Source organism: Amorphoplanes friuliensis DSM 7358, from assembly GCF_000494755.1.
In the GTDB taxonomy this organism is placed as follows: Bacteria; Actinomycetota; Actinomycetes; order Mycobacteriales; family Micromonosporaceae; genus Actinoplanes; species Actinoplanes friuliensis.
In genome coordinates this window covers 2,295,350-2,315,256 of the sequence record NC_022657.1, presented here as the reverse complement: position 1 = coordinate 2,315,256, position 19,907 = coordinate 2,295,350, and the positions used below count along the sequence as shown (strand labels likewise).

20 protein-coding genes are annotated in these 19,907 nt (G+C 69.8%); 9 read left to right on the top strand and 11 right to left on the bottom strand.

The features are described 5' to 3' along the window. Positions 1-42: 42 nt before the first annotated feature. Together sufB and AFR_RS10760 are read right to left on the bottom strand one after the other, a co-directional pair. A complete protein-coding gene (gene sufB, locus AFR_RS10765; protein ID WP_023360285.1) occupies positions 43-1,476 on the bottom strand; it encodes a Fe-S cluster assembly protein SufB in 1,434 nt (477 codons plus the stop codon). Then, complete coding sequence (locus AFR_RS10760; RefSeq protein WP_052359686.1) at positions 1,473-2,216, bottom strand: helix-turn-helix transcriptional regulator; 744 nt, start codon at positions 2,214-2,216, stop codon at positions 1,473-1,475. Before AFR_RS10760 ends, sufB begins: the two co-directional genes overlap by 4 nt. A 128-nt stretch (positions 2,217-2,344) precedes the next feature. On the opposite strand from AFR_RS10760, the gene AFR_RS10755 reads away from it, so the two are divergent. Then, entirely contained in the window at positions 2,345-3,298 is a 954-nt protein-coding gene (locus AFR_RS10755; RefSeq protein WP_023360281.1) for a COX15/CtaA family protein, read from the top strand. 1,247 nt (positions 3,299-4,545) lie between these two features. Here the strand turns inward: AFR_RS10755 and AFR_RS10750 are convergent. Next, a complete protein-coding gene (locus AFR_RS10750; protein WP_023360277.1) occupies positions 4,546-4,842 on the bottom strand; it encodes a hypothetical protein in 297 nt (98 codons plus the stop codon). A gap of 207 nt (positions 4,843-5,049) precedes the next feature. After that, positions 5,050-6,009 (bottom strand): heme o synthase, encoded by a 960-nt coding sequence (locus AFR_RS10745; protein WP_084298361.1) that lies wholly within the window; start codon positions 6,007-6,009, stop codon positions 5,050-5,052. A 338-nt stretch (positions 6,010-6,347) separates the two neighbouring features. Between AFR_RS10745 and tkt the strand changes: the two genes are divergently transcribed. The 6 genes from tkt to pgl all read left to right on the top strand — a co-directional run bounded on the left by tkt (position 6,348) and on the right by pgl (position 14,409). Next, on the top strand, positions 6,348-8,402 hold the full coding sequence (gene tkt / locus AFR_RS10740) for a transketolase (protein ID WP_238547351.1): 2,055 nt from the start codon (positions 6,348-6,350) through the stop codon (positions 8,400-8,402). A 9-nt stretch (positions 8,403-8,411) separates the two neighbouring features. Further along, a complete protein-coding gene (gene tal / locus AFR_RS10735; protein WP_023360272.1) occupies positions 8,412-9,551 on the top strand; it encodes a transaldolase in 1,140 nt (379 codons plus the stop codon). Next, positions 9,551-10,996 carry a hypothetical protein gene (locus AFR_RS10730; RefSeq protein WP_023360270.1) on the top strand — a complete coding sequence of 482 codons (1,446 nt, stop codon included), beginning with the start codon at positions 9,551-9,553 and terminating at the stop codon, positions 10,994-10,996. The genes tal and AFR_RS10730 overlap by 1 nt, the downstream gene beginning before the upstream one ends. Positions 10,997-11,046: 50 nt before the next feature. Then, on the top strand, positions 11,047-12,564 hold the full coding sequence (gene zwf, locus AFR_RS10725; protein ID WP_169739472.1) for a glucose-6-phosphate dehydrogenase: 1,518 nt from the start codon (positions 11,047-11,049) through the stop codon (positions 12,562-12,564). After that, complete coding sequence (locus AFR_RS10720; RefSeq protein ID WP_041842005.1) at positions 12,561-13,577, top strand: glucose-6-phosphate dehydrogenase assembly protein OpcA; 1,017 nt, start codon at positions 12,561-12,563, stop codon at positions 13,575-13,577. Before zwf ends, AFR_RS10720 begins: the two co-directional genes overlap by 4 nt. Positions 13,578-13,659: 82 nt before the next feature. Further along, positions 13,660-14,409: a 6-phosphogluconolactonase gene (gene pgl, locus AFR_RS10715; RefSeq protein WP_023360263.1), complete on the top strand. Its 750-nt coding sequence runs from the start codon at positions 13,660-13,662 to the stop codon at positions 14,407-14,409. Positions 14,410-14,463: 54 nt separating this feature from the next. Here the strand turns inward: pgl and fliQ are convergent, their stop codons facing one another. From fliQ to AFR_RS10700, 3 genes are all read right to left on the bottom strand, one after another. Next, positions 14,464-14,733: a flagellar biosynthesis protein FliQ gene (gene fliQ / locus AFR_RS10710; RefSeq protein WP_023360261.1), complete on the bottom strand. Its 270-nt coding sequence runs from the start codon at positions 14,731-14,733 to the stop codon at positions 14,464-14,466. 99 nt (positions 14,734-14,832) lie between these two features. Beyond that, positions 14,833-15,189, bottom strand: coding sequence for a hypothetical protein (locus AFR_RS10705; protein ID WP_023360259.1), 357 nt, complete (start codon positions 15,187-15,189; stop codon positions 14,833-14,835). Next, positions 15,186-15,770 (bottom strand): RNA polymerase sigma factor, encoded by a 585-nt coding sequence (locus AFR_RS10700; RefSeq protein WP_023360257.1) that lies wholly within the window; start codon positions 15,768-15,770, stop codon positions 15,186-15,188. The genes AFR_RS10705 and AFR_RS10700 overlap by 4 nt, the downstream gene beginning before the upstream one ends. 68 nt (positions 15,771-15,838) lie before the next feature. Here AFR_RS10700 and AFR_RS10695 point away from each other — a divergent pair, with 68 nt between their 5' ends. Both AFR_RS10695 and AFR_RS10690 read left to right on the top strand, forming a co-directional pair. Then, positions 15,839-16,252, top strand: coding sequence for a hypothetical protein (locus AFR_RS10695; RefSeq protein ID WP_148307920.1), 414 nt, complete (start codon positions 15,839-15,841; stop codon positions 16,250-16,252). A 92-nt stretch (positions 16,253-16,344) separates the two neighbouring features. Beyond that, entirely contained in the window at positions 16,345-16,953 is a 609-nt protein-coding gene (locus AFR_RS10690) for a GNAT family N-acetyltransferase (RefSeq protein WP_023360253.1), read from the top strand. 88 nt (positions 16,954-17,041) lie between these two features. Here the strand turns inward: AFR_RS10690 and AFR_RS10685 are convergent, their stop codons facing one another. The 4 genes from AFR_RS10685 to AFR_RS10670 form a co-directional block, all read right to left on the bottom strand. Further along, on the bottom strand, positions 17,042-17,389 hold the full coding sequence (locus AFR_RS10685) for an RNA polymerase-binding protein RbpA (protein WP_023360251.1): 348 nt from the start codon (positions 17,387-17,389) through the stop codon (positions 17,042-17,044). A 177-nt stretch (positions 17,390-17,566) separates the two neighbouring features. After that, on the bottom strand, positions 17,567-17,821 hold the full coding sequence (gene secG, locus AFR_RS10680) for a preprotein translocase subunit SecG (protein ID WP_023360249.1): 255 nt from the start codon (positions 17,819-17,821) through the stop codon (positions 17,567-17,569). Positions 17,822-17,911: 90 nt separating this feature from the next. Continuing rightward, positions 17,912-18,703, bottom strand: coding sequence for a triose-phosphate isomerase (gene tpiA / locus AFR_RS10675; protein ID WP_023360247.1), 792 nt, complete (start codon positions 18,701-18,703; stop codon positions 17,912-17,914). A gap of 2 nt (positions 18,704-18,705) precedes the next feature. Next, on the bottom strand, positions 18,706-19,902 hold the full coding sequence (locus AFR_RS10670; protein WP_023360245.1) for a phosphoglycerate kinase: 1,197 nt from the start codon (positions 19,900-19,902) through the stop codon (positions 18,706-18,708). Between the last annotated feature and the right edge of the window lie 5 nt (positions 19,903-19,907).

Here is a 19,907-nt window from a genome sequence, read left to right as displayed (position 1 = left end):
CCTTGCTACTGGTGGCTTGGTTTGGTTCGAGGGCGGCGGCGATCAGCCGACTGCCCCCTCCATCTGGAGCTCGATGAGGCGGTTGAGCTCGAGGGCGTACTCCATGGGGAGCTCCTTGGCGATGGGCTCGATGAAGCCGCGCACGATCATCGCCATGGCCTCGTCCTCGGTCAGGCCGCGGCTCATCAGGTAGAACAGCTGGTCGTCGCTGATCTTGGAGACCGTCGCCTCGTGACCCATCGACACGTCGTCCTCACGGATGTCGACGTACGGGTAGGTGTCCGAGCGGGAGATGGTGTCGACCAGGAGCGCGTCGCACTTGACCGTGCTGGCGCTGTGGTGCGAACCCTCCATGACCTGCACGAGACCGCGGTACGACGTGCGGCCACCGCCCCGGGCGATCGACTTGCTGATGATCGACGACGAGGTGTGCGGCGCGGCGTGCACCATCTTGGCGCCGGCGTCCTGGTGCTGGCCCTCGCCGGCCATCGCGACGCTCAGGACCTCGCCCTTGGCGTGCGCGCCGGTCATGTAGACCGCCGGGTACTTCATGGTCACCTTGGAGCCGATGTTGCCGTCGACCCACTCCATGGTCGCGCCCTCTTCGCAGGTGGCGCGCTTGGTGACCAGGTTGTAGACGTTGTTCGACCAGTTCTGGATGGTCGTGTAACGGCAGCGGGCGTTCTTCTTGACGATGATCTCGACGACCGCGCTGTGCAGCGAGTCCGACGAGTAGATCGGCGCGGTGCAGCCCTCGACGTAGTGGATGTAGGCACCCTCGTCGACGATGATCAGCGTCCGCTCGAACTGGCCCATGTTCTCGGTGTTGATCCGGAAGTAGGCCTGCAGCGGGATGTCGACGTGCACACCCTTCGGCACGTAGATGAACGAGCCACCCGACCACACCGAGGTGTTCAGCGCGGCGAACTTGTTGTCGCCGACCGGGATGACCGTGCCGAAGTACTCCTTGAAGAGCTCCTCGTGCTCCCGCAGAGCCGTGTCGGTGTCGAGGAACAGGACACCCTGCTCCTCGAGGTCCTCACGGATCTTGTGGTAGACGACCTCGGACTCGTACTGGGCCGCGACACCGGAGACGAGGCGCTGCTTCTCCGCCTCGGGGATGCCGAGCTTGTCGTACGTGTTCTTGATGTCCGCGGGCAGGTCGTCCCAGGACGCCGCCTGCTTCTCGGTCGAGCGTACGAAGTACTTGATGTTCTGGAAGTCGATGCCCGTGAGGTCGGCGCCCCAGTTCGGCATGGGCTTGCGGTCGAACAGGCGCAGACCCTTGAGCCGCAGGTCGAGCATCCACTGCGGTTCGCTCTTGAGCGCGGAGATGTTGCGCACCACCGCTTCGGACAGGCCGCGCTGGGCGGTCGCCCCGGCGGTGTCGATGTCGGCCCAGCCGTATTCGTACTTGCCCAGTGCGGCGAGGTGCTCTTCCTGGGTGACGACGGGCTGAACGATCTGCTCGGTCATCTATCTGTCCTCACAGTGGTGGCGGTCGTAGCGATGGTCTTGTCAGTGGCGCGCGGCGGGGCTGGAATGTGCGTGGTGCACACCCCGTCGCCGTGCGCGATGGTGGCTAGGCGCTGCACGTGGGTGCCGATGAGCCGCGAGATGACCGCGGTCTCGGCGTCGCACAACTGGGGGAACTCGGCGGCCACGTGCGCCACCGGGCAGTGGTGCTGGCACAGCTGCCCGCCGGACGCGATCGCGGTCGAGTTGGCAGCGTAACCCTCGGCGGTGAGCGCCTCGGCAAGCGCCTCCGCCCGGGCGATCGGATCGTCGCCGGCCTCGAGCAGAGCGGCACGGCACCGCTCCTCGAGCGCGGCGACCTGCGCGGTCGCGAAGGCGCTGACCGCCTCCGGGCCACCGTGCTCGGCGATCCACCGCAACGCGGCGGTGGCGATGCCGTCGTAGAAGTGCGGAAAGCCCTCCCGGGCAGCCGCGGTGAGCACAAAAGCCTTGGCGGGCCGGCCCCGGCCCCGCGGACCCTGCGAACGCGTCTCACGGACCTCGACCAGCCGCTCGGCCAGCATCGCGTCGAGATGCTTGCGGATGGCGGCGGGACTGAGCCCGAGCCGAGCGCCGAGCTCGGCCGCGGTGGCCGCGCCACTCTCGAAGAGCAGCTGAGCGACCCTGTCGCGGGTCCGCCCGTCGGCGATCTTGCTCTCGAGCCCGGGCAGCCTGGAGCCCACGGCCGGAACGGCCGTCAGAGTGAGCTCCTGGGTTTTCACTACGCCAACGTTACGTATTTCCCCGGAGCCCTGCAAACCGGCACCCCGGTGATCCACGACACCGCCGGCGACGGGCGCTCAAAGTCAAGATCAATTTCGGGCGTACGATGCCCGGGGTGAGCAATCGCACCCTCCTGCGCCCACTGGCCCTGACGTCCCTGATCGCCAACATCGCCTTGGTCGTCACGGGTGCCGCAGTCCGCCTCACCAAATCCGGCCTGGGCTGCCCCACCTGGCCCCGCTGCACGGACGAGTCGTACACGACAACGCCGGAAATGGGCATCAACGGCGTCATCGAGTTCGGCAACCGCGTCCTCGGCATCGTCCTGGGCCTCATCGCCCTGGCCGCGCTCGTGGCCGCCCTCCTGGAGAAGCCCCGCCGCAGGTCCCTGATCATCCTGGCCCTGGCGGCGGGCCTAGGCATCCCCGGCCAGGGCGTCATCGGCGGCATCACGGTCCTGACCGACCTGAACCCGTGGGTGGTCGGCCTCCACTTCCTCCTGTCGATGACCCTGATCGCCCTGACCTACGCCCTGTGGAAACGCACCAGGGAAGGCGACCGCCCCCGCCGCACCCTCGTACCCACCCCCCTGCCCACCCTCGCCCGCCTGACCGCCCTGATCAGCGCCGCAGTGATCGTCGTAGGCGTCATCGTCACCGGCAGCGGCCCCCACGCCGGCGACGCAGGCGCCAGACGCAACGGCCTGGACCCCGAACTGGTCTCCCAGGCCCACGCCGACCTCGTCTTCCTCCTGATCGGCCTCTCGGTGGCCCTCTGGTACGCCCTCCGCGCCGTAAAAGCCCCCCGCGCGGCGATCCGGGCGGCCGGCATCCTGGTGGTCGTCGAGCTGGCACAGGGCCTGATCGGCTTCATCCAGTACTTCACCCACCTCCCGGTAATCCTGGTCGCCGCCCACATGCTCGGCGCGTGCCTGGTCTGGGTCGCCACCCTGAACGTCCTCTGGAGCCTGCGCGAGCGGCCGTTCCATGAGGCTCGCCCTGCACCTGCGCCGGTCGCCCTGGAACCCACCGAGCCGGCCACTCCTACCCCGGTCGCCTGACTGTCCGCGCACTTCGGGACCGATGCCGCACCTGGCACCGTCAACCCCTGGCGCCCACGTCCGGATCTGACGGATGTCGGGCCCAGACCGGGGCCTGCCCTGAGTCACGTCCGACTTCGAGTCACGTCCAGCCCTGAGTCACCTCCGACTTCGAGTCACGTCCAGCCCTGAGTCACGTCCGGCCTGAGCCACGTCCGGCCCTGAGTCACGTCCGGCCTGAGCCACGTCCGGCCTGAGCCACGTCCGGCCTGAGCCACGTCCGGCCTGAGCCACGTCCGGCCTGAGCCACGTCCGGCCTGACCGGCGTGGCCCTGAGTGGCGTCCAGCCATGACCGGCCGACTCCGCCCTGACTGACCTCGCCCCAGACCCGACGCCCGGCCATGAGTGACGTCCGGCTCTGATCAACGGCCCGGCCCTGACCGACGCCAAGACTTGGCTGATCGCAGCCCGGACCATGCCCAGGGCGCCGCAACGCGCAAAATCAGCTAACTCCCTCCGCCTACCATCAAGTTGATCTTGTTGATCAAGGCTGGGCAGGCCGAGAGACCGGGCAGGCCGAGAGACCGGGCAGGCCGACGCCCAACTTCAAGGAAGTTGGGCCTTCCGACCACCTCAAAGGGTCAACTTCCTTGAAGTTGGGCCTTCCCGACCCCCTCGAAGGGCCAACTTCAAGGAAGTTGGGCCTTCCCGACCCCCTCGAAGGGCCAACTTCAAGGAAGTTGGGCCCGCCGTCAGCCCCTCACACGCGGAGATGGACCCGACGACGGCTGGGCTCCGGCTGCAACCCGTCCTCCGGGCGGACGCGGCGGCCCACCGGGGCACGTTCCGCAACTGGGCCTTACCGAGCACGGACACGGCAGGGTGCGGGTGGCCGTTCATGAGCCGCCAGGCGATTGGCCACCTGCGCCCGGTCTCGGCGTGAGCGACGGTCAGAGACATGCAGCCAGGCACGACCAGACCTTGATCGAAAGGCCCCCACCGACCTGACTTCGCATGGGAAACCCAGCACGCCGACCGCTCGCTGGAAGCCCGGCACAGCATCCGCGAGCCGCTAGCCAGCACGACACGACACGTCGGGGATGGATGCCCCGGCATCACAACCGCGATCTGAGCACCCAGGATGACAACCGTGATCCGGTTGCACGGGCATGGCCTGGTTTGATCTTGGTCTAGACAAGGGGCACACAGAAAGCGACCCGGGATCACTCCCGGGTCGCGGCGGTAGGGGAAGTCTCAGTAGAGGCGGTCAGCGGGCCATGGAGCGGCGGGACATGGAGCGCCACAGGTCGTTGCTGGGGCGCATTTGCTCCATGAGTTCGCGCTCCCATTCGTTCTCGACCTCGACGCCGGCTGTCTTGCAGGCCGCTCGGGCTGCTGCGGTGCCGTCGGCGGCGAACTGGTCGGTCCATTCGCCGTCCTCGCCGACCAGGACGATGCGGGCGCCCCGCTTGCCGACGTACTCGATGACCGCCTTGGCGCCGCCGTGGCCGGCTGCGAAAGTCTTGATGTCGGCGGTCAGTGTCGTATCGGAACCTTCTGCCATGTCCGCAGCCTAAGCAGATCGGGGCCGGGGGCAACCAGGTCCCGCACGAATTTGTGATGCCAATTACCTGCGGGTTTAACGGTTTGGGGCATTGTTTTGGACCGATATTGTCCGAATTGCACCGCGCTCCTGGGTTCCCTCCAAAGAGGTAAGGAGCGTCACTCTTTCCACACCGACAACGGGCATTCTGTGCGACGCCCGTGAATGTCAGATGAGGGCGTCGACCGCTACCGCGATGAAAAGAATCGTCAGGTACGTGTACGACCAGTGGAACAGGCGCATCGGCTTCAGGGGCTCACCGCGGCGGGAGCGGTTGACCAGTTTGACGGCCTCGAGGAGGAAGACGAGGCCCGTCACGATGGCGGTGACGCCGTAGATGGGGCCGAGGCCCAGCGGCCAGGCTGCGAACGACGCCGCGAGCATCAGCACGGTGAAGAGGAGAATCTCGGTGTTGACGCGGCGGGCGGAGCGCACGACGGGCAGCATCGGGATGCCGGCCCGGGCATAGTCGTCCTTGTACTTGATGGCGAGCGCGTAGAAATGCGGCATCTGCCAAAAGAAGACAATGGCAAAAAGTGCCCAGCCCAGCGGGGCGATGGAGCCCGTCACAGCGGCCCAGCCGATGAGGACCGGAGCGGCTCCGCAGATCCCGCCCCAGAACGTGTTGGCCGGGGTGCGGCGCTTCAACCAGAGCGTGTAGACGACGTCGTAGTAGAAGATGGAGCCCGCGGTCATCGCGGTGGCGAGCCAGTTGGTGAAGACGGCCATCAGGACGACCGAGATCACCGCCAGGACCAGGCCGAAGATCAGGGCCGAGCGCGGGGTGACGACGTGGGCCGGCAGCGGGCGGCGCTTGGTACGCCGCATGAGCTGGTCGATGTCGCGGTCGATGTAGCAGTTGAGCGCGCTCGCGGCGCCGGCGGCGAGTGAGCCGCCCACCAGGACCACCGCGACCAGCCACAGGTCGGGCCAGCCGCCCGCGGCGAGCATCATCGCGGGGACCGTGGTCACCAGCAGGAGCTCGACGATTCGCGGCTTGGTCAGCGAGACGTACGCCTTGATCACAGCGCCGAGGTCGCGCCGGCGGCTCTTCGCGTTGGCCGCCTCTCGCGGCGCCGCTGGGAGGAGATCGGGCGACCGCCCCTGGTCGGGACGCTCGGTGATCATGCTCACGGACAGCCACCTTCCGGCATCGGCGAGGGTGCAGAACTTGCCGTTGCCGGCAGGAACCGGCTGGCACGCTCGGACAGACTACGCGCAGCCCGGGGCGCTCCTCGGTCGACCCGTCCGGGGTGCAAGGCGTCACAGCCCGGGCGGTTCACTGTCCGCTCTCAGCGTATGGGCCTGAGCCGTTCCCCCGGCGGGGGTTTACCGCGAATGGATAGGGTCAAGTCAAAAGGGTTCCCACACCATGCCCGAGGAGCACAACCGACGTGGCTGCCAAAGACGTATTGAACTGGTCCGACCTCGACCGACGGGCGGTCGACACCGTACGGGTGCTCGCCATGGATGCCGTCGAGAAATCCGGCAACGGCCACCCCGGCACGGCCATGAGCCTCGCGCCTGCCGCATATCTGCTGTTCAACCGCGTCATGCGGCACGACCCCACGGATCCGCTCTGGGCGGGCCGCGACCGCTTCGTCCTCTCCTGTGGTCACTCCAGCCTCACGCTCTACATCCAGCTCTACCTCTCCGGGTACGGCCTGGCGCTCGACGACCTGGCCTCGCTGCGCCAGTGGGGCTCGCTGACCCCGGGTCACCCGGAGTACGGCCACACCCCCGGCGTCGAGGTCACGACCGGCCCGCTCGGCCAGGGCATCGGCAACGCGGTCGGCATGGCCATGGCCGCCCGCCGCGAGCGCGGTCTGTTCGACCCGACCGCCGACGGTGACTCGCTGTTCGACCACAACGTCTACGCGCTGTGCTCCGACGGCGACATCGAGGAGGGCGTGAGCCACGAGTCGAGCGCCATCGCCGGCGTGCAGAAGCTCGGCAACCTCACGCTGATCTACGACGACAACGAGATCTCCATCGAGGACGACACCCGGATCGCCAAGAACGAGGACGTCGGCGCCCGGTACGCCGCCTACGGCTGGGACGTTCGCCACGTCGACTGGCGCAAGGGCGACCCGGAGAAGGGCTCGGAGTACCACGAGGACGTCGAGGCCCTGTACGCCGCGATCAGGGCGGGCCAGGAGGTCACCGACAAGCCGACGTTCATCGTGCTGCGTACGATCATCGGCTGGCCGGCCCCCAACAAGCAGAACACCGGCAAGATCCACGGCTCCGCGCTCGGTGCCGACGAGGTCAAGGCGACCAAGGAGATCCTCGGCTTCGACCCGAACAAGACGTTCGACGTCGCCGAGGACGTGCTCGCGCACACCCGTGAGGTCGTCCAGCGTGGCCGCGCCGCCCACGAGGAGTGGAGCAAGGCGTTCGAGGGCTGGGCCGCCGCCAACGCCGAGGGCAAGGCCCTCTTCGACCGGCTGTCGACCCGCACGCTGCCCGAGGGCTGGCACAAGGCGCTGCCGGAGTTCCCGGCCGACGAGAAGGGTGTCGCCACCCGCGCCGCCTCCGGCAAGGTGCTCGACGCGCTCGCCCCGGTCCTCCCGGAGCTGTGGGGCGGCTCGGCCGACCTGGCCGAGAGCAACAACACCACCATGAAGGGCGAGCCCTCGTTCATCCCGAGCGAGTACGCCACCAAGGCGTTCCCGGGTCACGAGTACGGCCGCACGCTGCACTTCGGCATCCGTGAGCACGGCATGGGCTCGATCCTCAACGGCATCGTCGCGCACGGTGGCACCCGCCCCTACGGCGGCACGTTCCTGGTCTTCAGCGACTACATGCGGGGCGCCGTCCGGCTGTCCGCGCTGATGAAGCTGCCGGTCACGTACGTGTGGACGCACGACTCGATCGGCCTGGGCGAGGACGGCCCGACGCACCAGCCCATCGAGACGCTGTCCGCCCTGCGCGCCATCGTCGGCCTCGACGTGATCCGCCCGGCGGACGCGAACGAGACCGCGTGGGCGTGGCGTGGCGCGCTGGAGAAGACGGACCGCCCCGCGGCCCTGGCGCTCTCGCGGCAGAACCTCCCCACCATCGACCGCACCAAGTACGCGTCGGCCGAGGGCACCCTCAAGGGCGGCTACATCGTCTCCGAGGCGACCGGTGGCGAGCCCCAGGTGATCCTCATCGGCACCGGCTCCGAGCTGTCGATCTGCCTCACCGCGCAGGAGCGCCTCGAGGCGGAGGGCACCCCGACCCGCGTCGTGTCCATGCCCTGCCAGGAGTGGTTCTACGAGCAGGACACCGCCTACCAGCAGACCGTGCTGCCGCGCGGCGTCAAGGCGCGCGTCACGGTCGAGGCCGGCATCCGGATGAGCTGGGACCGCCTGCTGGGCGAGGCCGGCGAAGCCGTCAGCATCGAGCACTACGGCGCCAGCGCGCCCGCCAAGGTTCTCTTCGAGCAGTTCGGCTTCACCGCGGACAACGTGGTGGCCAAGGCCAACGCCGCCCTCGCCAAGGTCGGCGAAATCACCGGTCACACGACCGGAAACTGAGGAGTAGCGATGACCGACAGGCTTGCAGAGCTTTCCGCCGCGGGTGTCGCGGTATGGCTCGACGACCTCTCCCGCGTCCGGCTCGAGACCGGTTCGCTCGACAAGATGCGCACGGAGCAGCACGTCGTCGGCGTGACGACCAACCCCTCCATCTTCGCGAAGGCGCTCGCCGACGCGGAGGCGTACGACAAGCAGCTCAAGGACCTGGCCGCGCAGGAGGTGACGGTCGAGGAGGCCGTACGCCTGCTGACCTCGTACGACGTGCGCTGGGCGTGCGACGTCATGAAGCCGGCGTACGACTCGTCGGACGGTGTCGACGGCCGCGTGTCCATCGAGGTGGACCCGCGCAGCGCGCACCTGACCGAGAAGACCGCGTCCGAGGCCAAGACGCTGTGGTGGCTCGTCGACCGCCCCAACCTGTACATCAAGATCCCGGCGACCGAGGCGGGCCTGGCGGCGATCACGTCGACCCTGGCTGCGGGCATCAGCGTGAACGTGACGCTGATCTTCTCGCTGGAGCGCTACCGGGCTGTCATGGACGCGTTCCTGGACGGTGTCGAGCAGGCCAAGGCCAACGGCCACGACCTGACCAAGATCGGCTCGGTCGCCTCGTTCTTCGTGTCGCGCGTCGACTCCGAGATCGACAAGCGGCTCGACAAGATCGGCTCCGACGAGGCCAAGGCGCTCAAGGGCAAGGCCGCCGTGGCCAACGCCCAGCTGGCGTACCAGGCGTACGAGGAGGTCTTCGCCTCCGACCGCTGGAAGGCGCTGGCCGCCGCCGGCGCGAAGCCGCAGCGGCCGCTCTGGGCCTCGACCGGCACCAAGAACCCGGACTACAAGGACACCATCTACGTCGAGGAGCTGATCGCTCCCGGCACGGTGAACACCATGCCCGAGTCGGTCATCAAGGCCTTCGAGGACCACGGTGAGGTCCGCGGCGACACGGTCACCGGCTCGTACGCCACCGCGCAGAAGGTCATGGACGACGTCGCCGCGATCGGTGTCGACCTGACCGACGTGTTCAAGGTGCTCGAGGACGAGGGTGTCGAGAAGTTCGAGGCCAGCTGGGCCGAGCTCCTCGAGGACGTCAAGAAGTCGCTCAAGGCCGCGGCCAAGGGCTCGGGCAACCCGAGCGACGCCGCGAAGTAATGACCGACGACCTGCTCGCAGGCGTGGAGGCCGCCGCGGGGTTCGCCGTTTTCGGCGGTTCCCCGGCGGCTTCCCGCCGCGAGCTGGTCGCCCGGGGCATCCCGGGCCTGCTGGCCAGCAAGGACCCCACACTGTGGGGCCCGGCGGCCGAGGCGGGCGCGAAGGAACGCCTCGCCTTTCTGGACGACCACCGGCACGGCCTCGAGCTGCTGCCCCTGATCGCCGAGCTGCACGAGGAGCTCGGCGATCTCACCGAGGTCGTGCTGGCCGGTCCCGGAGGGACGGCCGAGGTCGCCGCCCGCACTCTGGGCCTGCGCCTGACCGTGCTGGACGACGCCGACCCCCACCGGGTCCGCGCGCTGATCGACGACGCTGCACGGCTGCGCCGCACGCTGATCGTGCTGCGCGACGACAGCCTCCACCCCGTGCTCCGGCAGGCCTACCTGGACCTCGGGCTGTCACCGGCCGAGGCGGGCCGGCACTTCGTGACCCTGACCGACACCGAGATCCCCGGGGCGCTCGCCGTTCCCGGTGACTCCGGGGCGCTCACCGCGCTCGCCTTCGCGGGCGCCGACGTCGCCGAGCTGATCGACGAGGCCGAGCTCTTCGCCCCGTCGCTGGCGGCCGACGAGGACAACCCCGCCATGGCGCTCGGCCTGGCCCTGGCCGGTGCGCGGCAGATCATGCTGGTCGCCGACGGGTCCAGCCTGGAGAGCGTCGGCGACTGGGTCGCTCCCCTGCTCACCGACGCCCTCGGGGTGCTCACCCTGGTCGTGGAGCCGCCGGGTGAGCGGCACGAGGACGTCTTGACCATCTCGTACGGCGGCAGTCTCCCACCGGCGGCGGTCGCGGGCGGGCCGTTGCGTCCGGACCTGGCCGTCAACGGGCCGCTGGGGGCGCACTTCCTCGCCTGGCCGTACGCCGCAGCGCTCGCCGCCCACGTCCGCGGAGTCGATCCGTTCCGCTCGTACCCCGGTGAGCCGGCCTTCGACGACCCCGCAACACCGTCCTTCACCGACGGCACGGTGGAGATCTTCACCACTGGCGCCGCGGGCAATCTTGCCGAAGCCCTGCGCGAGCTGCTCGCCGGAGTGGACGATCATCTCGCCGTACAGGCCTTCCTGGACCGTGACGGCGACGCCGCCGTGGCCCGGATCAGGCCGCTGCTGGCCGCCGCCTGCGGCCGTCCGGTCGCGTTCGGCTGGGGGCAGTATCCCCGGTGCGGCCCCCAGCACGGCTCGTTTCTGCAGATCACCGGCGCGGTGACCGGCGACGTGCCGGTGCCGGGAGGGCCGGAGACACTCGGCGGCCGGCAGGCGGCCCGCGCCGCGGCCGACCGGCACACCCTGACGCGCTGCGGCCGCCCGCTGCTGCGCCTGCATCTGACCGACCGGACCGAAGGTGTACGCCAACTCCTCGCCGCGGCAGAGATGTTGCGGCACTGACCCTTGCCCGTAACCCTGCGGGACCACAAAAAGCTGGCAGGATGGAACACGTGGGTAATCCGCTGCGCACAGCACAGGACCGACGGCTTCCCCGGATCCCCGAGCCCTGCGCTCTGGTGATCTTCGGAGTCACGGGCGACCTGTCTCGAAAGAAGCTCATCCCGGCCGTCTACGACCTTGCGAACCGGGGTCTGCTGCCTCCCGGATTTGTCGTGCTGGGCTTCGCCCGCCGCGACTGGGGCGACGGTGACTTCGAGTCGCTGGCCTACGAGGCCGCCAAGAAGGGTGCCCGGACACCGTGGCGTGAGGACGTCTGGACCCGGCTCGCGAGCCAGTTCCAGTTCGTGCCCGGCTCGTTCGACGACGACGCCGCGTTCGACCACCTGGCGACCACCTTGGACGAGTTGCGCGAGCGCAACGGCATCGCCGGCAACGCCGCCTTCTACTTCTCCATCCCGCCGGCCGCGTTCCCGCTGGTACTCAACCAGCTCGCCCGCACCGGGATGGCCGACAACGCCAAGTCGGGTGGCTGGCGCCGGGTCGTGGTCGAGAAGCCGTTCGGCAACGACCTGCAGTCGGCGATGTCGCTCAACCAGCTCGTCGACGAGGTCTTCACGCCGGAGGACGTCTTCCGGATCGACCACTACCTCGGCAAGGAGACGGTCCAGAACATCCTGGCGCTGCGCTTCGCGAACAACCTGTTCGAGCCGGTGTGGAACTCCAAATACGTCGACTCCGTGCAGATCACCATGGCCGAGGACGTCGGCATCGGCACCCGGGCCGCGTTCTACGACGCCTCCGGCGCCGCCCGCGACGTGCTGCAGAACCACCTGCTGCAGCTCCTCGCGCTGGTCGGCATGGAAGAGCCCACGAGCTTCGACCCCAACGACGTACGCGCGGAGAAGCTGAAGGTCCTCAAGGCCATCAGCCTGCCCCGTGACATCGCCAAGGGCTCGGTCCGCGGGCAGTACCTGCCGGGCTGGGTCGCCGGTGAGCGTGCCGTCGGTTACCTGGAGGAGAAGGGCGTCCCCGAGGACTCCACGACGGAGACCTACGCGGCGGTGCGCCTCGGCATCCAGAACAGGCGCTGGGCCGAGGTGCCGTTCTTCGTCCGCGTCGGCAAGCGGATGCCCCGGCGGGTCACCGAGATCGCCATCATGTTCAAGAAGGCGCCGCACCTGCCGTTCGACCCGGCCGACATCGAGATGCTCGGCAACAACCAGCTGGTCATCCGGGTGCAGCCCGACGAGGGTGTGGTGCTGAAGTTCGGTTCCAAGGTGCCGGGCACCACGATGGAGGTCCGCGACATCGCGATGGACTTCCAGTACGGCGAGGCGTTCACCGAGTCCAGCCCCGAGGCGTACGAACGCCTCGTGCTCGACGTGCTGGTCGGCGACCGGACCCTGTTCCCGGACGCGGCCGAGATCGAGCAGAGCTGGAAGGTCATCGACCCGCTCGAGGCGGCGTGGGCGGGCACCAAGCCCGAGCCGTACCGTTCGGGCGAGTGGGGCCCGCGGGCGTCGGACGAGATGCTGGCCCGCGAGGGCCGCGCGTGGAGGCGAGCATGATCGGTCTTTGGGACACCACCGGCAACGAGGTCGTCAAGGCGCTCGCGGCCGAGCGGCGCAGCGCGGGCGGTGTGGCCAGTGGCCTCGCCCTGACGCTGGTCGCCGTCGTGGAGGAGAAGAAGGTCCGCGAGGCGGAGGCCGCGGCGACCATCGCGGCGTCGGCGCACCCGTGCCGCCTGCTCATCGTGGTCCGCTCGGACCTCGAGGGCCGCAGCCGGCTCGACGCGGAGATCGTCGTCGGTGGCCGGCTCGGCCCGGCCGAGGCCGTCGTGATGCGCATGTACGGCCGCCTGGCCCTGCACGCCGAGTCGGTCGTCATGCCGCTGCTCGCCCCGGACGTCCCGGTGGTGACGTGGTGGCACAGCGAGCCGCCGGACGTCATCGCCAACGACTTCCTCGGTGTGGTCGCCGACCGGCGCATCACCGACTGCAAGCTGGCGCCGGACCCCGTCGCGGCGCTGGGCCAGCGGGCCCGTGACTACGCCCCCGGCGACACGGACCTCACCTGGACCCGGATCACGCTGTGGCGCACGCTCGTCGCCGGCGCGTTCGACACCACCGAGGAGCGGGTCACCGGTGCGACGATCGTGGCGCCGCTGAACGACCCGACGGCGGCCCTGATGAAGGGCTGGCTGAAGTCGCGGCTGGGCATCGAACCCCACTGGGAGCACACCGACCGCTCGCCGCTGATGCGTTCGGTCGAGCTGAAGTGCGCCAACGGCGACTGCGTGCGGGTCACCCGTGAGGAAGGGACGGCGTTGTTCAGCCGGACCGGCCAGGAGGACCGTTACATGCCGCTCCCGCGGCGGACCGTCGGTGACGAGCTGGCCGAGGAGCTGCGCCGCCTCGACGCCGACCAGATCTACGGCGAGGCTCTGGGCGCCATGGCCGGTGTCGCGGGCCTGGACAGCAAGCCGGCGATGCGCGTCCACGTCTGGAAGGACCCGGCTCTGGCCGCGCGCGCGGGTGACGCCGCCGGTGCGTACGCCGGGCCCGGTGGGTCCGCAGCCTGATCTTCTAAGATCGACGGGGCCGTTCCGCCTTTCCGGCGGGCGGCCCCTTTTGCTAGCGAGTTGCCGAATGACGAGGGGTCCCATGAGCGAGACCGTTGTGGTGGTGGTTCCCGACGCCGACGTGCTGGCGTCGGCCGTGTCGGCCCGCCTGGTCATCAAGATCATCGACGCGCAGGCGACACGCGGCTGGGCGAGCATCGTGCTCACCGGCGGCCGGGTCGCGGCCAAGGTGCTGCGCGCGGTCAAGGAGCTCCCCGCCTCGGCCGCGGTCGACTGGTCGCGGGTCGACCTGTGGTGGGGCGACGAGCGTTTCCTCCCGTCCGGCGACCCGGACCGCAACGAGACCCAGGCCCGCGAGGCGTTGCTGGACTCCCTGCCCCTGGACCCGGCCCAGGTGCACGCCATGCCGCCCTCCGACGGCCCGGACGGCGACGACGCGAAGGCGGCCGCGGCCCGTTACGCCCGTGAGCTGGCCGCGGCGGCCCGGCCGGACGGCTCGGAGCTCCCGCCTTTCGATGTGCTGATGCTCGGTGTCGGCGAGGACGGGCACGTGGCGTCGCTCTTCCCGGGTCACCCCGGCCTGTCCGAGACGGGTACGACCGCAGCCGTCCACGACAGCCCGAAGCCCCCGCCGACACGCGTGACGCTGACCATGCCGACGATCCGCACGGCCGACGAGGTCTGGCTGATCGCGGCCGGGCCGGACAAGGCCGCGGCGGTCCGTACGGCGATCGAGGGCGGCGCCGACCCGGTGCCGGCGGCGAGCGCGACCGGCACGTCCAAGACGCTGTTCCTGCTGGACACCGCCGCGGCGGCTGACCTGAGCCGCTGACGCAGACAAAAAAGGGCCGCCCCGAGGGGCGGCCCTTTTGTCGTTTCCGGTGGCTCAGGCGAGCAGCGACGGGATGTTCTCGAAGAGCTGCGTCGTGTACGTGACCATCTCGTGCAGCATCCAGTTGCCCGAGAACAGGATCGCCGCGCCGACGCCCACCGCCTTCGGGACGAAGGACAGCGTCGCCTCCTGGATCTGCGTGACGGACTGGAACAGCGAGATCGCAAAGCCGATCAGCAGCGCCGTGATCAGCACCGGGGCACACATCTTGGCGGAGATGGTCATCGCCTGCAGGCCCAGCTCGACAATCTTCGTGTCCGTCATGCCATCCTCTTCGGGCCCCGCGCAGGCCCTGGGAGTGCACAACGGGCGCGCCGCGGTTGCCGTTCGGTTCAGGCCCGCGGAACCCTCAAGTCAGGCCGTTCAGGGTGACGTCTCGGGCGCAACCGGCGTTGCTGTGGTGTCCGGCGACCCGTCCGCGGTGGGCGACGGCTCCGCGGGACTCGGCGAGACCACGGGCGACGGTTCGGGTGAGGCCGGGACTGTGGCGGCGGGCGGCTGAGGGATGGGCACCGGCGGGGAGTCGTGCTGTGGGCGTACCGAAAAAACGACCGCGACCACGACGGCCGCGACCACCAGGAGCGACCGCCACCAGGGGCGCCAGAAGGGCCGGGACGGCACCGCCGTGGGCGGCACGGCGGGCTGGAGCCGCTCCGGGGTGATCTGAGCGGCGCGCCCGGCCAGCGCGCGGCGCACCCGGGCCTCGACGTCCGTGCTCATCGCTTCTCCCCCAGCAGCCGGCGCAGAACGGTCAGGGCACGGCTGGCGGTCGACTTCACCGTGCCGCGCGACACGTGCAGGGTCTCGGCGATCTCCTGCTCCGACAGCTCCGACCAGTACCGCAGCACCATCACCTGTCGCTGGCGCACCGTCAGCTCCCCCAGCGCGGCCAGCACCTCCCTGTCCCCCTGCCCCAGCAGCACCTCGTCCTCGGCCGCGGGCGCCAGGCCCGGGCGCGGCGGCACGTAAGCCCGCGCGCTGCGGCGCCGGCGCAGAGCCGACCGCGCCGCGTTCATCACGCCGGTGGTCAGATAGGCGTGCGGATCGGCCACACCCCGCAGGTCGGCGCCGTGCCGCCGGTAGAGCGCGGCGAAGACGTCCTGCACGATGTCCTCGGCCGTGGGCAGGTCGTCGACCATGAGCACCGCCAGGCGCACCAGGCTGAGCCGGCGTGCGTGGTAGAGCTCGTTGATCGCCGGCGGGCCCTCCCCGGCGGCGCGGCGCACCACCGGAGAGGAGCCGGACACGACCGACCGCAGCAGGCGCAGCAGCGGCCTCGGCAGCGGTAAGACGAAGGTCATGGTGGTCCTGGGGTCAGCGCCGGATCCGGGTGGGCGAGGGTACCGGGGTCGGGCCACGCGGGGACTTCTTGGGCTTCACGGCCGGTGAGGTCACCGGCTCGGCCGGGGCCGCGGTCGGCGCGGCCGGGCTCGCCTCGGCCGGCTCGGGCACGGCCGGCGACGTCATGGCGGTCGGGCTCGCCTCAGCCGGCGCGGCCGGTGACGTCACCGCGGTCGGGCTCGCCTCGGCCGGCGCGGCCGGTGACGTCACCGCGGTCGGGCTCGCCTCGGCCGGCTCCCCGGTGGGCGGGCTCGCCTCGGCCGGCCTCGATTCCGCAGCGGCCGGAGACGTCGTGGCGGTCGGCCGGGGTGCCGGCGTCTCGTCCGCGAGCGCCCTCGTAGCTGTCACCGCTCCCAGAGCGACAACAACCGTCGCGGCGGCGGCGAACGAGGCTGTACGGGCAGTCAGACGCATCACGGAACTCCTGTGCGGTCGGGGGTGAGCCTTCGCAGGAGTAGACGTCTGACGGGCGAGGAGGTTGGCGATCTCATGGTGACGCGCGTCACACCTCAGGCGCGGCTTAGACTCGCGGCCGTGCAGCCCTCGATCCGCGCCTACCGCCCAGCCGACCTCGACGCCGTTTACGACATCTGCGTCCGAACCGCCGACGCCGGAGGTGACGCCCGCGGCCTGTACTCGTCCGACAAGCTCATGGGCGACATCTTCGCGGCGCCCTACGTGACGCTGGAGCCGGAACACGCCCACGTCCTCGACGACGGCACCGGAAAAGCCGTCGGCTACGTCCTCGGCACGGCCGACACGAACCGCTTCGCGCAGCGCTACCGCGACGAATGGCTCCCGGCGACCGAGGGACGCTACCCGGGCCCGGTGGCCGAACCGGCCACGCAGGAGGAAAGCATGCTGTGGCTGCACTACCACCCGGAGCGCATGGTGGTGCCCGAGCTGGCCGACTACCCCGCCCACCTGCACATCGACCTGGTGCCGGAATGGCAGGGCAAAGGCTACGGCCGCGGCCTGATCGACGCGTTCCTGGCCGGACTGCGAGCTGTGGGCGTGCCGCGCGTGCACCTCGGTATGGCTGCTGCCAACGTCGGTGCACGCGCTTTCTACGACCGGCTCGGCTTCACCGAGATCCCGGTCCCGCACCTGCCCACAGTCGTCTTCCTCGGCCGCAACACCTGAGCCGGGGCGCAGGCTCTCGCGCGCAGTGAGGCTGAGTCAGCCGCATGCCGGCCCGGGCGTGACGCCCGAGCCGGCTGCGGCGTCGGGTCTATTCGGGGCGGCCGCGGCGCTGGCGGACCTTGGCGAGGGCTTCGGCGAGGATCGCCGCGCCGTCGGCGTCGGAGCGCCGCTCCTTCACGTACGCCAGGTGGGACTTGTAGGGCTCGCTCCGCATCCGGCCGGGGGGTTTCTCCCGGTCGAGTCCGCCGGGCTGGCCGCACCGGGTGCAGTCCCAGGTCTCCGGGGGAACGACGTCGGCGGCGAAGCGAACCTCGACCGGGTGCCCTGCAGCACACCAGTAGGTCACCTCCCGCCGGGGGGCGGGCTCGCTGCGCTCGTCGGGGCGCATCGGGCTGGAACCGACGCGGCTGCCGCGGATCGCACTGCCACTGGACACGGATGTCACTCCTGTCTCGAGGGCGTTTCATCGCCGGGGAAAGCGGCGGTATAAAGCGGTGGAAAAACAACCGCGCGGCCCGGACGGACCGGACCGCGCGCCAGAGTCTACGACTCCGAGGGCTACTCAGGAAGAGCTGAACACGAACGCTTGGAAAGCGGACGTTAACTGTGTGTTTCAGCCGGCCTGGGCGAGCTTCAGCCAGAGGCCGAGACCGACGATGCAGGCGAACCAGATGACACCCACGAGCACCGTGTAGCGGTCCAGGTTTTTCTCCGCGACCGAGGAACCGGCCAGGCTGGAGGTGACGCCGCCGCCGAACATGCTGGACATGCCGCCGCCCTTGCCGCGGTGCAGCAGGACGAGCAGGGTCAGCAGGATGCTGGAGATGATCAGCAACACGATCAACGTGTAGGCGAACGCGATCGGCATGGTCGGGTCATTCCTCTCGAAGGGCACAGCAGCGCCACAACAATAGCGGAGACCCGGCCGCCCCGATGAGGCGGCCGGGTCCCGAAAAGATCAGCGCTGGACGTGCTCGCGGAAACGGACGATCGAGGCGAACTCCTCGGCGTCCAGTGCGGCACCACCGATCAGCGCACCGTCCACATCGGGCTGCGCCATGATCGAGGCGATGTTCGCCGCCTTCACGGAGCCGCCGTACTGGATGCGCACCGCGTCGGCCGTCTCCGCGCCGTACTTCTCGGCGAGCCGCACCCGGATCGAGCCGCACACCTCCTGCGCGTTCTCGGGCGTGGCGGTCTTGCCCGTGCCGATGGCCCACACCGGCTCGTACGCGATCACGATGTTCTTGACCTGCTCGGCCTTGAGCCCGTCGAGGGCTCCGTCGAGCTGCGAGGCACAGTGCTCCACGTGGCCGTTGGCTTCGCGGACGTCCAGGCCCTCGCCCACACAGAGAATCGGCGTGAGGTCGTTCGCCAGGGCAGCCTTCACCTTGGCGTTGACCAGCGCGTCGTTCTCGTTGTGGTACTCGCGGCGCTCGGAGTGCCCGATCACCACGTAGCTGCAGCCCAGCTTGGCCAGCATCGCGCCGGAGATGTCCCCGGTGTACGCGCCGCCCTTGTGCGGGGACAGGTCCTGCGCGCCGTACCCGATCAGCACCTTGTCGCCGTCGATCGCCGTCTGCACGCTGCGCAGGTCGGTGAACGGCGGCAGCACGACCGCCTCGACGTCGGTGAGCTGCTGCTCGTTGAGGCTGGCGGCGAGCTTCTGCACCAGAAGGATGGCCTCGAAGTGGTTGAGGTTCATCTTCCAGTTGCCGGCCATGATCGGGCGGCGGGAAACGTCAGCCATGCTCAGCTCTCCAGCGCGGCGAGACCCGGCAGGGTCTTGCCCTCGAGGTACTCCAGCGACGCGCCGCCGCCGGTCGAGATGTGCCCGAACCCGGACTCGTCGATGCCGAGCGTGCGCACCGCCGCGGCCGAGTCACCGCCGCCGACGACCGAGAAGCCGTCGATCTTGGTGATGGCCTCGGCGACACCGCGCGTACCGGCGGCGAACGGCGCCAGCTCGAACACGCCCATCGGGCCGTTCCAGAAGACGGTCTTCGCGGAGCCGATCGCGTCGGCGAAGAGCGCAACACTTTCCGGGCCGATGTCCAGGCCGAGCCGGTCGGCCGGGATCGCTTCGGCCTTGACCACGTCGTGGTCCGCGGAAGCATCGAATGCCGTGGCCGCGACGACGTCCACCGGCAGCACGATCCGGCCGTCAGCCTCCGCCAGCAGATCGGCGCAGGTCTGGATCATCTCGGCCTCGAGCAGCGACTTGCCGACCTCGTGGCCCTGGGCCTTGAGGAAGGTGAAGCACATGCCGCCACCGACGAGCAGCTTGTCGACCTTCGGCAGCAGCGCCTTGATCACGGCGAGCTTGTCGGAGACCTTCGAACCACCCAGCACCACGACGTACGGCTGCTCGGGGGTCTCGGTCACCTTGCGCAGGACCTCGACCTCCTTGAGCACCAGGCCACCCGCGAAGTGCGGGAGCCGGGCCGGGACGTCGTAGACCGAGGCGTGCTTGCGGTGGACCGCACCGAACGCGTCGTCCACGTAGTACTCGGCGAACGCGGCGAGCTGGTCCGCGAAGGCACCACGCTCGGCGTCGTCCTTGCTGGTCTCACCGGCGTTGAAGCGGAGGTTCTCCAGCAGCAGCACCTGGCCGTCACCGAGCACGTCGACCGCGGCGGACGCCGAGGCGCCCACCGTGTCGTCCGCGAACGCGGCCGGCGAACCGAGCAGCTCACCGAGACGCTTCGCGACCGGCGCCAGCGTGAACTTCGGGTCCGGCGCGCCCTTGGGGCGGCCGAGGTGCGAGCACACGATCACGCGCGCACCGGCGTCACGCAGGGCGATCAGGGTCGGCAGCACCGCGCGGATGCGGCCGTCGTCGCTGATCTTCCCGGCTTCACTTTTGTCGAACGGGACGTTCAGGTCGGCGCGCACGAGCACGCGCCGACCTGTAACACCCTCGCCGAGCAGGTCGTCGAGAGTCCTCACGTGTG